This window comes from Bradyrhizobium sp. USDA 4369, from assembly GCF_054056435.1.
The window spans coordinates 3,897,214-3,910,443 of record NZ_JBSRYH010000001.1 but is presented as its reverse complement, the minus strand read 5'-3'; the positions used below and the strand labels follow the sequence as shown (position 1 = coordinate 3,910,443).

Genomic DNA, 13,230 nt, shown 5'->3' with positions numbered 1-13,230 from the left:
TCCTGCGATGCTGCCGCTTGAAGGGATCACCGTCGTCGCCGTCGAGCAGGCGGTGGCCGCGCCGTTCTGCTCGTCGCGCCTGGCGGATGCCGGCGCCCATGTCATCAAGATCGAACGGCCCGAGGGTGACTTCGCCCGCGGCTATGACGCCGCCGCCAAGGGCCAGAGCAGCTACTTCGTCTGGCTCAACCGCGGCAAGGATTCCCTGGTCGTCGATCTCGCCAAGCCGGACGGCCGCGCCGAGCTGGAGAGGCTGATCGCAAGCGCCGACGTGCTGTTGCAGAACCTCAAGCCCGGCTCGATGGACCGAATGGGGTTCGCCCGCGAGCGGCTGCGCAAGGATTATCCGAAGCTGATCTGCTGCACGATCACAGGTTATGGCGACTCGGGCCCTTATGCCGACCGCAAGGCCTATGATCTCCTGATCCAGGCCGAGAGCGGGCTGGCCTCGATCACCGGCGGTCCGGACGGTCCGTCGCGGGTCGGCATGTCCATCGTCGATGTTGCCACCGGCGCGACCGCGCATGCCGCGATCCTGGAGGCGCTGATCAAGCGCGGCCGCACCGGCGAAGGCGCCGACATCCGGATCTCGATGTTCGACGTCATGGCCGACTGGCTGACGGTGCCGCTGCTCAATGCCGAAGCCGGCAATGCGCCGAAGCGCATCGGCCTCGCCCATCCCTCGATCGCGCCCTATGGCGTGTTCACCTCGCAGGACGGCAAGGACATCCTGATCTCGATCCAGAGCGAGCGCGAGTGGAAGACGCTGTGCGCCAAGGTGCTCGATCAGCCCGGCCTGCCCGACGATCCGCGCTTCGCCGACATGGTCGCGCGCGTGCGCAACCGCGCGCTGACGGATGGCATCGTGGCGGAGCGCTTCGCAGCGCTGACGCGTGCCGAGCTGCTGGCCAAGCTCGCCGCAGCCGATATCGCGTTTGCCGAGGTCAACAGCATGGCGGACCTCGCAGTGCATCCGCATCTGCGCCGGATCGAAGTCAACACGCCGAACGGCGTCGTCTCCTATCCGGCGCCGGCGGCGATCGTCGTCGGCGATGACAGGCATTATGGCGCCGTGCCGGGGATCGGCGAGGCGGCCTCGCCGCATCAACGAAAGGGATGATCATGACGGATGCGCTCGATCTCGATCACCTCCGGCAATGGATCGGCCGCAGCGCCGAGGCGACAGATATCGTCACCGCGCAGCTCACCAAGGGGCTGCGCGCCACGCTGTTCCAGGACATTGGCGCGCCCGCGAACGGCGAGCTCGCCCCCTTCACGGTGCATTGGTGCCTGGGCCAGCCGGTGTTTCCACATGACCAGCTCGGTCCCGACGGCCACCCGACCCGCGGCGGCTTCCTGCCGCCGGTGCCGCTGCCGCGGAGGATGTGGGCCGGCGGCGAGGTGCAGTTCATCGATCCCCTGCGCGTCGGCGACGTCGCCACCCGCGTCTCGACGATCACGGATGTCAGCCTGAAGAACGGCTCGACCGGACAGCTCTGCTTTGTCACCGTCGAGCATGTCGTCTCGACGCCGCGCGGCACAGCGATCCGCGAGCGCCAGGACATCGTCTACCGCGACATGGGCGGCGCGCAGCCTGCCTCGCCCAAGGCACCCCCGCCGCCACCGGTGGCGCAGCACAGCGAGAGCCACATCTCCGATCCCGTGCTGCTGTTCCGCTACTCGGCGCTGACCTTCAACGGCCATCGGATCCACTATGACCGCGACTACGTCACCAAGGTCGAGAGCTATCCGGGGCTGATCTTCCACGGCCCGCTGCAGGCCGCGCTGCTGGTGGAATTCGCCGCCAGGCTGAAGGGCAAGCCGCCGGCCAAGTTCGCCTATCGCGGCGTGCAGCCGCTGTTCGAGGGCGGCGAATTCTCCGTCAACGCCAACGACAAGGATGGCGGCCTGGAGCTGTGGATCGCCAACGCCGAGCGGCAGCCGACGATGAAGGGCACGGCGGTGTGGTGACATAGGTCTCGTCATTGCGAGCGAAGCGAAGCAATCCAGAGTTCCGCGGAGACCCTGGATTGCTTCGTCGCTTCGTTCCTCGCAAACACGGCAATCGAGGAAACGCCTTTGGCAAAGACAAACAAGACGACGACCAAGCCCGTCACCGTCAAGCAGGCGACGTTCGACCTGCTGCGCGCCTTCGGAATCAAGAAGGTGTTCGGCAATCCCGGCTCGACCGAGCTGCCGTTTCTCAGCGACTGGCCCGATGACATCGACTACGTGCTCGGCCTGCAGGAGGCCTCCGTCGTCGGCATGGCCGACGGCTATGCGCAGGCGACGCGCAATGCCGCCTTCGTCAATCTGCATTCGGCCGCCGGCGTCGGCAATGCGCTCGGCAACATCTACACCGCGCATCGCAACCAGACGCCGCTGGTGATCACCGCCGGCCAGCAGGCGCGCGCGATCCTGCCGCTGCAGGCGTTCCTCTATGCCGAGCGCGCCAGCGAGTTTCCGCGCCCTTACGTCAAATACAGCGTCGAGCCGGCGCGGCCCGCGGACGTGCCGGGCGCCATTGCACGTGCCTACTACACCGCGATGCAGCCGCCCTGCGGCCCGACCTTCGTCTCGATCCCGATCGACGACTGGATGCATCCGGCAGAGAAGGTGTCGGCGCGCAAGGTCAGCCGCGAGTTCGGCCCCGACCGCGCCGCGATCGAGGAGCTGGCAAGCGCGCTCGCGGCGGCGAAGACCCCGGCGCTCGTCGTCGGCCCCGGCATCGATCGCGCCGGCTGCGTCGGGCTGATGGTGCAGCTCGCCGAGAGGGCGAAAGCCGGCGTCTGGGTCAGCCCGTTCTCGGCCCGCTGCTCGTTCCCCGAGCGGCATCCGCTGTTCCAGGGTTTCCTGCACGCCTCGCCCGGGCAATTGTCGGACGCGCTCAAGCCGCATGACCTCGTGGTCGTGATCGGCGCGCCGGTCTTCACCTTCCATGTCGAGGGCCATGCCGCGATCTTCGACGGCGCCACGGCGATCTATCAGATCACCGACGACGCCGAAGGCGCGGCTGTGCCGCCGATCGGCACCAGCATCATCGCGACGATGCGGCCGGCGCTGTCGCTGCTGCTCGAGCTCCTGCCCGAGACCGGGCGCGCCGCGCCGCAGGGCCGCGTGCTGCCCGAGGCCCCCAAGCCATCCGATCCGATTCCAGTCGACTACCTGCTGCACACGCTGGGGCAGGCGCTGCCCGCCGGCGCCGCACTGGTCGAGGAGATCCCCTCGCATCGGCCGTTGATGCACAAATTCATGCCGATGCCCGGCGCGGATTCGTTCTACACGATGTCGAGCGGCGGCCTCGGCTACAGCCTGCCGGCGGCGGTCGGCATGGCGCTTGGGCGGCCGAAAGACCGCATTGTCTGCCTGATCGGCGATGGCTCGGCGATGTACTCGCTGCAGGCGCTATGGACCGCGGCACAGCGCCGGCTGCCGATGACAGTGGTTGTGATCAACAATTCCGGTTACGGCGCGATGCGCTCGTTCAGCCAGGTCATGCAGGTACGCAACGTCCCCGGGCTTGAATTGCCGGGGCTCGATTTCGTCAAGCTCGCCGAGGGCATGGGCTGCGACGCGGTCCGCGTCAGCCGCTCGGCGGAGCTTCCGGCTGCCCTCGCGCGCAGCCTCGCCCATGACGGCCCCAGCCTCGTCGAGGTGATGGTGGATTCCGCCGTCCCGCTGCTCTACGCGCAGAAGAGCTGACACGCGGTTCGAACAGCGGACAAAGAGTCAAGATATCGACCTTGCGACAATTCGCCTCAACGCGGATGTCGGCCGCGTGGTCTGCCGCCGAATGCGCATGATCGGGCCGCAACCGTGATGCTCGCTTTCGCCCGACAAGCGATTGTTTCGAAAGCTTTCCGACGCGCCGCGCCATCTCGCCGCAGCGCCGCTGCCGCAAAGGCCGCGAAATCCTGCCGTCAGCTGGCAGACAGCCGCCATGTTGGTTGCAAGGTCCGACCATTCTGCAAACCAAAATCATTACCAAAAGGTTCCGTCATCTGATCCAGCGTACCAATGGAGTTGAGCTGATGATGGATAAGAACATTCAAACCGCATCATCGAGGAAGGACCTCTATCGGCACGCCAGCGTGCTGGCTCTCATGGCCGCCCTGGCCGTGACCACGCTGCCGCGTGACGCCAGCGCCCAGGCGGCGATGACGACCGCGCTCGCGACCTCAGCCACGACGAAGGCGGCGCAGGACGCAGCCGCCAAGGCCGCTGCGACCGCCGCCGCGAAGGCGGCCCAGGATGCCGCCGCCAAATCTGCGGCCGCTGCCGCCGCCAAGGCGGCGCAGGATGCGGCTGCAAAGCAGGCCGCGAAGGCTGCAGCCGACGCTGCGGCCAAGGCCGCCGCAAACGCGGCTGCAAAGGCGGCGGCCAATGCCGCAGCCAGCAAGGCCGCGACCACGGCCGCCACGGCGGCAACGGCCGCGAACGCGGCCAAGACAACGGTCGCAGTTGCCACCACAGGCACCGCCGGGACCACGAACACCACGACGGCGACCGCCAAGAACGGCGCCGCGACCGCAACGGCGACAGCGACCGGCAACGGCACCGGATCCGGCTTCGGCACCGCCGCCGCCAAGCCCGCAGCCGCCACGACGGCCGCGGCGACGACCGGCACTGCAACGAAGGGCGCTGCAACGACCGGAACAGCGGCGGCCACCACCACGAAGACGGCAGTCGCGACCGCCACGAGCACGACGGCTGCGGCCGCCAAGCCGGCAGCGACCTCGTCGACGACAACCACGACGGTCGCCGTCGCGAAGACGACCGCCGCCCCGGCGGCAGCCGCGGCAACCCCCGCCAAGGCCGCAGCCGGATCGAGCAGCAACGACGCCGTCGCCAAGGCCAACGCCGCGGCGCAAGCTGCCGCGCAGACCGCAGCCACCGCCGAAGCTCAAGTCGCCGCCGATCGCAAGGCGATCGACGTCGCACGCCAGGCCGAGCAAAACGCGCGCGGCGCGGCGATCGAGGCGCAGGAACAGGCGGAGAAAAATCCGACCGCAGCCAATCAGGCTGCTGCCACCGCAGCTGCCGCGAAGCTGACTGCGGCCTCGGCGACGCTGCAGGCCGCCTTCCAGAAGCTCGACAAGGATATCGACGTCTCCAACGAGGCCAAGGAGGCCGCGAACGCCGCCAAGGATACGGCGCGCGAGACCGCCGAGGCGGCCGGCAAGGCCGCCCAGCAGGCCGGCCAGGCTGCAGGCAACGCCAACAATGGCGGCGCTGCGGCCAACAATGGCGGAGCCGCTGCCAACAATGGCGGAGCCGCGGCCAATAACGGCAACGGCAAGGCCAACAACAACCAGCAGAACCAGGAGGCCAAGGAAGCCGCCGAGCAGGCCGCGCTGCAGGCTGCGCTCAAGACTGGCGAGCAGGCCCGCGCGGTGGCGCAGCAGAAGACCCAGGCCGCGCAGGCCGCCGCGACCCAGAACCAGAAGACGGTCGAGGCCGCGCTGAACCAGAAGATCGGCGCGCTCGATGCGGCGGTCGAGGCGGCCGAGCAGAAAGTGAATGCGGACCGGCAGGCGCTGGAGCAGGCGCGGCAGGCTGCGCAGCAGGCCAAGCAGGATGCGCAGGAGGCGGCCGAGCAGGTTGAACGCGCCAACAACGCCGCCAACCAGGCCGCGCTGGCGGCTGCGAACGCCAAGGCGCAGACCACCGCGAACGCCTTCAACCAGGCCAACGCGACCCTGAACGCCGACAATCAAGCCCTGACCCAGGCGCGCGAAAGCGGCGAGCAGCAGGAGCAGGCGCTGCGGGCGGCGGCCCAGCAGCAGATCCAGGCCGGCTACACCGCTGCGCAGCAGGCGACACAGGCCGCCTGGGCCGAGGCACAGCAGGTCGGCAACGCCGCACTTGCCGCGCTCGAGCAATAAGGCCACTGCGCTCCGCGCCGCCTGCCCGGCGGCGCGGGCCAGATAAACGATAACAAGGCCGCAACCAGCCGCATGCCGACCCGGCCGGGGATGACGGTCACGCGTTGGGACTTAACCTCACCCCACCGCATGATCTGCCCCGGCCTCCCCCCATCCGCCGGACATGCATTGCCTTCAGGCCCCGCCCCCCTGCGGGGCTTTTTCTTGCGTCCGCCCCGCCAAAATCGCGACGGGAGCTCGCCCTGCTCAACGATATAGGCTGATCACGACGGCCCTCTTGCAGAGGAAGCCGGCTTGCGCGCCACGCGTTTCGGTTAGCGCGGGACGACCGCGCGACTGTTGGTCAGACGCCTTCACGCGGGCCCGACGCCGCCATCAGTACTGGAAGCGCACGCCGACGACGCCGACCACGGCCATGAAGTTGTTCATGACGATATTGGAGCGCGTCCATTCGGTGCGGACCTCGCTCTTGAGCTGGATGTTGCGGTTCATCTTGTAGGTGCCGCCGGCCGCCAGGAAGGTCCGCTGATCGGTCCGGCCGATGCCGACGAACTGATCCTGGCCGTAGCCGCCGCGCAGGGTGCCGATCAGCCACGGCTCGAACTGATGGTCGACCTGCAGGATCACGTCCCGCGACAGGATGCCCGAGACGTTCATTGCCGGCGTCTCCGAGGCCTGCGACCGCGCCACCAGCACGAACGTCGTCGTATCGGTCGCCGCCCAGGCCAGGGTCGCATCCGCGATCACGCCGTTGATGTTCGGCATCGCCGGCGAGTCCATGCGGCGCGTGAGATAGCCGACCGAAGCCTCGCCGGTCAGCGATCCCATGTTGACGACAGCACCCGCGCGCGCCGCAATACCGGTCGAATCGCGCCGCTGGCCGTTGAAATCGACTTGCAGATCGTGATTGCGGCGGTCGAAGCTCATATCGACGAAGGGTGAGATGTTCGGCGTCAGCACATAGGTCACGCGGACTTGCACACCTGGTTGAGTGTAGTTGCGGTCCTGTGTCCGCAACGGGATGTTGGTCGTGATCATTGCGTCGTTGAAGACGACCCGATCGAGCGCCCCCTTGAACGCGATCTCGCTCGAACCGAGCTTCTGCAGAACGCCCGCGCTGCCACCGAAGCTGGTGACGCGCGGCAGCTTGAGCAGTCCCGGGATCGTCAAGGCATCGTTGACGAACCGGGCCTCGCCGGTGATCGCCGTCCCCTCGATGACGTCATATCGCCCTTGGGCCCGCGCCTCGAAGGTCGGATGGCTGATGCCGCGGACATTGGTGTCATCGGTATAGGCGCCGCGGAAATCGGCGTTGAGCTGATGCCGCTCCCATTGCGAGCGGACCGCGACGTCGGTTGCCACGATGGCCACCGGCGATCCGGCTGCCCGGGCTCGCCTTGTCGGATTGCTGTCATAGCCGGCCAAGATCTCCACCGCCGGCTTCACGAGGAAGGATCCGACCGTCACGCCGGTCGGATCATAAGGTTTGGCGTCGGCCGCCACCGGTTGCGGCGTCACCGTGGCGAGGTTGCGATCGGGCAAGACGTCGCGGTTGCGGATCACTCCGACCGGCTGGGTTGCAGCGACGGTCGGCAAGGCCTGCGAGACCGCGACGGGCTCGGCCGACCCTGCTGCACCATTTGGTGCTGCATTTTGCGGCGAGGAGGGTTGCGCTGCCGCCAGCTGCACTCCGCGCGTGACGTCACGCCCCGCCACCGGCGCGCTCAGACCACGCGCCGGCTGGAACGCAGCGGATTTGAGTGTGAAGCTGCCCGGAGACGCGCCGGACTTGCCCGGAGCCGCGAGCGCCGGCGCCCCGGACTCGGGCACGGGACGCAATAACGCGCCCACATTGCGCGGGTCCTGGCGCATCGCCAGCATCCGGCTGTCATTTGCGATGCGCGGGACATTGTAGTAGATGCTGCGCGCGGTGACGTGACGGAAGAACAGCCGATCGGCCCGCCCGGGAACGACATCCGTCGGCTTGATCGTGATGGTCTGCTGCGCCGACGCGGCATCGGCCACCATGACCGTGAGCAGCAGCACCTCAACCAGCGTGAGCGTAACCCCGCGCTGTGATCGCGTCACCATCAGCCGCTTCGTCCGCACGGCGAACGCGCCGGTCTTGTGGGGTGAATGAGTTTGCACGGAAAGCCGAAAGATACACAGGTCTCGCGAGAACGTCGGGGTGCGCCCGACATCGTCCGCAGCATGTGCAGCCAACGCGCTCCCCTTGTGACCAGATGACTGGCAAAGGTCGGCGGAAATTTTGCCGAGCCGGGGAGATTTCATGTGGCAATGAGGAGCATTCGCAACATGCAGATTCGAAGCGATCTGCAGACTCCGTCGACGCTCGCGGAACGAACTAATTAGTCATTTTTTTGGTTCGGCCGCCCCGTCGGCGCCGTAAACCGGACAATGCGGACCGACCACGCGAATCGGAGCTCCTGCCGCCTGTTCTGCATGCAAAGGCGGATTCGATTCGGCAACGTCGTGACCGGCTGCGGGGCACGCAATGCGCCCGACGGGCATCGCACGCATGGGTGTGATGTAAAAACTGCCCGTCGCGTTGAGATGCCGCAGCGATTGCTCTTGCCTCGTCGGGCAAATCAGATCGATGTTCCCGCGCATCCCGCCTCATTCGAAGGGGCGTTGCGCGCGATCGTCACGACACGCGAGGCGGGGTGCGGTGGCCGCGAGACGTCGCAGCGCCTCTTCGGAGGTGCGGACGAACGATGCTGTTCGCGGACGTGAAGTCGCGTGGTCCTGGCGCCCCGATGCTGGCGCCAAGTTCGTGACGATGCTGACGTATCGTACGGACGACGGTGGCTACCAAGCCGGACACCGGGGAGAGCGTGTATAAGCGTGAAAACCATCGCGCAGGGAATGCCGGGCTGATCCGGCTGATCCTGTGGTACCTGCCGCCTGCATTTTTTTCCGCAGGCGGGCCATGGGTGAGGCCATCACCCGGCATTCCTTGCGCCCTTCGCCTGTTGAAGGGACGTGTTCGATCCACCACTCGGGCGTCGGGCGCCGCGAGAATGCGAGGTCGTGTCTTGAACTATCAGGACCGGCCACGCCGTCACGGCCAAGGCCGGTGTGCTTGTCAAGGGTCGCTGTCAGATCATCGACGACCATGATCGCGAAGCTACTTACCGAACTCTTCGCGCATCTTGGCCTGGATCTTGGCCATGCCGCCGAGCCAGCGATCGTAATTCTCGGTCTTCTTGCGCAGATAGCCGAGCACCTGCGGATGCGGCAAAATCAGAAATGTCTCTTCAGCGAGCCCATTCAGCGCATCCTGCGCCACCTGCTCGGGCGTCAGATCGCCGTCACCGGATTGCGGGCCCTTCGGGATCGACCGCAGCATGTCGGTGTCGACGCCCTGCGGGCACAGGATCGAGACCTTGATGTTGTCAGCCTTGTGCGAGATCGCGAGATTCTCGGCGAATCCCACCGCGGCGTGCTTGGTGGTGGAATAAGGCGCGCTGCCGACCTGCGACAGCAGGCCAGCCGCCGAGATCGTGTTGAGGAAATAGCCGCCACCGCGGGCCTTGTAACGCGGGATCAGGTGCCGCGCCGCGTAAACATGCGCCATCACATGGATCGCCCAGCTGCGCGCCCATGGCTCGTCGGACGTGCCTCCGACATTCACCGCGAGCGGATCGAATCCGCCGCCGATGCCGGCGTTGGAGCAGAACAGCGCGATCGGGCCGAACTGCCGCTCGGTCTCCTCGATCACACGGCTGATGTCGGCTTCCTGCGAGACATCGCATTTGAACGCCGCGCCCCCGACGCTCTCGGCAACCGCTTTCGCTGCAGTCTCGTCGAGGTCGGCCACGATTACCTTGGCCGCACCGGCCCGCGCAAAGGCCTCGCACAGCGCCTTGCCGATGCCCCGGGCTCCGCCGGTGACCACCACGATCTTGCCGGTCACCTGCATGCAAAGCCCTCCTCGCGGAATTTCTATGTCAAGACCAGATCGAGCACCGCGGTATAATGGAAGCCGGCGCCCAGCAAGACGAAACCATGCCAGATCGCGTTCTGAAAGCGCAAGCGCCGCCAGGAATGGAAGATCACGCCGAGGCTGTACAGAATGCCGCCGGCAAGCACGCAGGCGAGCACCGAGGTCGGCATGACCGCGATCACCCGGTCGTACATCATGATGCCGCTCCAGCCGAGCGCCAGATACAGCCCGATCGACAGCGTATCGAACCTGCCCGGCCAACGCAGCTTGAGCACAATGCCGAAGATGGCGACGCCCCAGACGCCGAGCAGCAGCGCGGCCGAGAACAGCGTATCCTTCAGCGCCGCGATGAACGGCGTATAGGTCGCGGCGATCAGCACATAGATCGCCGAATGATCGAACCGACGCAGCACCCATTTGGTCGGCGACACCGGCCACAGATTATAGGTCGCCGACAGAATCAACATCGACAGCAGGCCGGCGACGTAGACCGACACCACGACGATATCGACGGGGCTGGCGTAGATGGAGGTCAACACGACGAGCACGGTCGCAGCAACCAGGCCGAAGCTGATCCCGACCGCATGCACGATGCCGTCGGCAATCAGCTCCACCTTGTCGTAATTCCAGCGGACCGCGCCGGCGGCGGCGTGGACGGAGGTCGAGGCGAACTGTTTCAGTTGGAATACGGTCATGGAGGAACCTGGCGCTGGCTTGCCAAGACAAACTTGCCCGGACGATTATGGTTTCCAGAGGTCAACGATCCGTTCAATCGCTGTTTCTATCCGCAAATGCCGCGGAAAGGTGAGCTTGATTTCAGCGTTTTTCATCGCCACCTGTCAAAAATCGCTCACGCGCTTTTCAACTGGCGAATTCTTTCCTTCACATGGTGTCTTTTTCCGAAATCGTCGAGGAAGCGCGGCTCTCCGCCCGTGCCATGCTCGATTATGGCGAGAGTTTTTTCAACCCGACGATCCGGCTCGGCGTCACCGGATTGTCACGGGCCGGCAAGACCGTGTTCATCACGGCGCTGATTCACGGCCTCATTCGCGGCGGCCGGATGCCGGTGTTCGAGGCGCTGTCCTCTGGACGCATCGCGCGCGCTTTTCTGGCACCGCAACCTGACGATGGTGTGCCGCGCTTCGCCTATGAAAGCCATGTGCGGGCGCTGGTCGCCGAGCGGCGCTGGCCCAGTTCGACGGTCGACATCAGCGAGCTCCGGCTGGTGATCGAATTTCAACGCGGCAACGGCGCGGAGCGGACCCTCACGCTCGACATCGTCGACTATCCCGGCGAGTGGCTGCTCGACCTGCCGCTGCTCAACAAGAGCTACGAGCATTGGGCCCGCGAAAGCCTCGCGCTGTCGCGCAGCGAGCCGAGGTCGCACTTGGCCGGAGCGTGGCACGCGCATCTGGCGACGCTCTCGGCCGAAGGTCGTGAAGACGAGCCGGCGACGCTCGAGGCCGCACGCCTGTTTACCGACTACCTGCGCGCCTGCCGGGACGATCGCTTCGCGATGAGCCTGCTGCCGCCGGGGCGTTTTCTGATGCCCGGCAATCTCGCAGCATCGCCGGCGCTGACCTTTGCGCCGCTCGACGTGCCGGCGGACGGCCGTGCGCCGGATGGCTCGCTATGGGCCATGATGGTGCGCCGCTACGAGTCCTACAAGGATATCGTCGTCCGGCCGTTCTTCCGCGACCATTTCGCACGGCTCGATCGCCAGATCGTGCTGGTCGACGCGCTCGCGGCTTTCAACGCCGGACCGGAGGCGTTGCATGATCTCGAAGCCGCGCTGACCGGCATTCTCGATTGCTTCCGCGTCGGGCGCAGCTCGGTGCTGTCGGCACTGTTCCGGCCGCGCATCGACCGCATCCTGTTCGCGGCCACCAAGGCCGATCATCTGCACCACACCAGCCATGATCGGCTCGAGGCCGTGCTGCGGCGGGCCGTCAACCATGCGGTCGCCCGGGCGGAGAGCACCGGCGCCGAGATCGACGTGGTGGCGCTCGCCGCTGTCAGGGCGACGCGGGAGGCGCTGGTGGCGCGTGGCCGCGACAAGCTGCCGTCCCTGCTCGGCACCCCCGCGGCGGGCGAAAGCGCCAATGGCGAGATCTTCGACGGACAAACCGAGGTGGCGACGTTCCCGGGCGAGCTGCCCGCCGATGCCGAGGAGCTGTTCAAGGGCGGCGCCTATCGCGGCCTGTCGAGCGCCGGCGCCGACGGTACCGATTTCCGCTTCCTGCGCTTCCGCCCGCCGCTGCTGGAGCGCGAGGCTGGCAGCGAGCCGGCGCTGCCCCATATTCGTCTCGACCGCGCCCTTCAGTTCCTGATCGGAGACCGGCTGCAATGAGCGAACGCGCCAAGCCACGCCGTCCCCAGACATTCCGGCTCGACGATCCGGACGTCGTTGTCATCGATGCCGATGACGCCGCTCGGCCCGGCCGCGGCACGATTCAGATCACGCCGGAAGCCGACCCGGCGCAATTGCCCGTCCCGGTCGAACTCGCCCTGCCCGCGCGGCGCGGCTTCCGCTGGGGCGCCCTGTTTTGGGGATCGGTCGCCGGCCTCGTCTTGCTCGGCCTCGGCCTCGGGGTCACGCATCTGATCGAGGATCTGTTCGCGCGCAGCGAGGCGCTCGGCTATGTCGGCGCCAGCCTTGCCGCAGCCGCCGCGGTCGCACTTGCCGCCGTGATCGGCCGCGAGACCTACGGCCTGGTGCGCCTCGCCACGATCGAGAAGCTGCATCAGCGCGCGGCTGCTGTCCTGATTTCTGACGACCGTACCGAGAGCCGCGCCGTGGTGGCCGAGCTGTTGCGTATCGCCCACGCTAATCCGCGGCTGGCGCGTCCGCGCGCCGCGCTCACCGGCCATGCCGACGACATCATCGATGGCGCCGACATGATCAAGCTCGCCGAGCGCGAGCTGATGGCGCCGCTGGATGTCGAAGCCAGGCGTCTGGTCTCGCTGGCAGCGCAACGCGTCTCAGTCGTGACCGCGGTCAGCCCACGGGCACTGATCGATGTGCTGTTTGTCTTTGTGGCCAGCTTGCGGATGATCCGGCAGCTGGCGCGGCTCTATGGCGGCCGCCCCGGTGCGCTCGGCATGATCAGCCTGTTGCGCCATGTCATCGCTCATCTCGCCATCACCGGCGGCATGGCGGCAAGCGACAGCCTGATCCAGCAGGTGCTGGGTCATGGCATCGCCGCGAAGCTGTCACAGCGGCTTGGCGAAGGTGTGCTCAACGGCCTGCTCACGGCCCGGCTCGGCCTCGCCGCGATCGACGTGACCCGGCCGATGCCGTTTGCAGCCCTGCCGCGCCCGGCTCTCGCCGATCTCGCCAAGGATCTCCTGCGCAAGCAGGAGGAGGCGGAGTGATGC

The 13,230-nt window shown here is 67.0% G+C and carries 10 protein-coding genes; 6 read left to right on the top strand and 4 right to left on the bottom strand.

Annotated features, from left to right (window positions below; genetic code table 11):
- Positions 1 to 7: 7 nt before the first annotated feature.
- The 4 genes from ACVIJ6_RS17660 (at position 8) to ACVIJ6_RS17645 (ending at position 5,885) form a co-directional block, all read left to right on the top strand.
- On the top strand, positions 8 to 1,120 hold the full coding sequence (locus ACVIJ6_RS17660) for a CaiB/BaiF CoA transferase family protein (RefSeq protein ID WP_456773711.1): 1,113 nt from the start codon (positions 8 to 10) through the stop codon (positions 1,118 to 1,120).
- Positions 1,121 to 1,122: 2 nt separating this feature from the next.
- Positions 1,123 to 1,971: an FAS1-like dehydratase domain-containing protein gene (locus ACVIJ6_RS17655; RefSeq protein ID WP_456777012.1), complete on the top strand. Its 849-nt coding sequence runs from the start codon at positions 1,123 to 1,125 to the stop codon at positions 1,969 to 1,971.
- 108 nt (positions 1,972 to 2,079) lie between these two features.
- The gene (mdlC, locus tag ACVIJ6_RS17650; protein ID WP_456773710.1) at positions 2,080 to 3,702 is read left to right on the top strand and encodes a benzoylformate decarboxylase; all 1,623 of its coding nucleotides are present in this window, start codon (positions 2,080 to 2,082) and stop codon (positions 3,700 to 3,702) included.
- A gap of 329 nt (positions 3,703 to 4,031) precedes the next feature.
- Positions 4,032 to 5,885, top strand: a complete 1,854-nt coding sequence (locus ACVIJ6_RS17645) for a hypothetical protein (protein ID WP_456773709.1) — start codon at positions 4,032 to 4,034, stop codon at positions 5,883 to 5,885.
- Positions 5,886 to 6,260: 375 nt separating this feature from the next.
- On the opposite strand, the gene ACVIJ6_RS17640 is transcribed toward ACVIJ6_RS17645, so the two are convergent.
- The 4 genes from ACVIJ6_RS17640 to trhA all read right to left on the bottom strand — a co-directional run bounded on the left by ACVIJ6_RS17640 (position 6,261) and on the right by trhA (position 10,547).
- Positions 6,261 to 7,976: an outer membrane beta-barrel protein gene (locus ACVIJ6_RS17640; protein WP_456773708.1), complete on the bottom strand. Its 1,716-nt coding sequence runs from the start codon at positions 7,974 to 7,976 to the stop codon at positions 6,261 to 6,263.
- 282 nt (positions 7,977 to 8,258) lie between these two features.
- Positions 8,259 to 8,516, bottom strand: coding sequence for a hypothetical protein (locus tag ACVIJ6_RS17635; protein WP_456773707.1), 258 nt, complete (start codon positions 8,514 to 8,516; stop codon positions 8,259 to 8,261).
- 517 nt (positions 8,517 to 9,033) lie between these two features.
- On the bottom strand, positions 9,034 to 9,828 hold the full coding sequence (locus ACVIJ6_RS17630) for an SDR family oxidoreductase (RefSeq protein WP_456773706.1): 795 nt from the start codon (positions 9,826 to 9,828) through the stop codon (positions 9,034 to 9,036).
- 23 nt (positions 9,829 to 9,851) lie between these two features.
- Positions 9,852 to 10,547: a PAQR family membrane homeostasis protein TrhA gene (gene trhA, locus ACVIJ6_RS17625; protein ID WP_456773705.1), complete on the bottom strand. Its 696-nt coding sequence runs from the start codon at positions 10,545 to 10,547 to the stop codon at positions 9,852 to 9,854.
- Positions 10,548 to 10,738: 191 nt separating this feature from the next.
- Between trhA and ACVIJ6_RS17620 the strand changes: the two genes are divergently transcribed.
- Positions 10,739 to 12,202 carry a YcjX family protein gene (locus ACVIJ6_RS17620; RefSeq protein WP_456773704.1) on the top strand — a complete coding sequence of 488 codons (1,464 nt, stop codon included), beginning with the start codon at positions 10,739 to 10,741 and terminating at the stop codon, positions 12,200 to 12,202.
- Positions 12,199 to 13,227 carry a YcjF family protein gene (locus ACVIJ6_RS17615; RefSeq protein ID WP_456773703.1) on the top strand — a complete coding sequence of 343 codons (1,029 nt, stop codon included), beginning with the start codon at positions 12,199 to 12,201 and terminating at the stop codon, positions 13,225 to 13,227. The genes ACVIJ6_RS17620 and ACVIJ6_RS17615 overlap by 4 nt, the downstream gene beginning before the upstream one ends.
- Positions 13,228 to 13,230 lie beyond the last annotated feature (3 nt).

Excerpts from the sequence above, each read along its gene's own strand:
- ACVIJ6_RS17645 (WP_456773709.1), top strand. The coding sequence starts at position 4,032 with ATGATGGATAAGAACATTCAAACCGCATCATCGAGGAAGGACCTCTAT.
- ACVIJ6_RS17620 (WP_456773704.1), top strand. The coding sequence starts at position 10,739 with ATGGTGTCTTTTTCCGAAATCGTCGAGGAAGCGCGGCTCTCCGCCCGT.
- ACVIJ6_RS17655 (WP_456777012.1), top strand. The coding sequence starts at position 1,123 with ATGACGGATGCGCTCGATCTCGATCACCTCCGGCAATGGATCGGCCGC.
- ACVIJ6_RS17635 (WP_456773707.1), bottom strand. The coding sequence starts at position 8,516 with ATGCGCGGGAACATCGATCTGATTTGCCCGACGAGGCAAGAGCAATCG.
- ACVIJ6_RS17640 (WP_456773708.1), bottom strand. The coding sequence starts at position 7,976 with ATGGTGACGCGATCACAGCGCGGGGTTACGCTCACGCTGGTTGAGGTG.
- ACVIJ6_RS17630 (WP_456773706.1), bottom strand. The coding sequence starts at position 9,828 with ATGCAGGTGACCGGCAAGATCGTGGTGGTCACCGGCGGAGCCCGGGGC.
- trhA (WP_456773705.1), bottom strand. The coding sequence starts at position 10,547 with ATGACCGTATTCCAACTGAAACAGTTCGCCTCGACCTCCGTCCACGCC.
- ACVIJ6_RS17660 (WP_456773711.1), top strand. The coding sequence starts at position 8 with ATGCTGCCGCTTGAAGGGATCACCGTCGTCGCCGTCGAGCAGGCGGTG.
- ACVIJ6_RS17615 (WP_456773703.1), top strand. The coding sequence starts at position 12,199 with ATGAGCGAACGCGCCAAGCCACGCCGTCCCCAGACATTCCGGCTCGAC.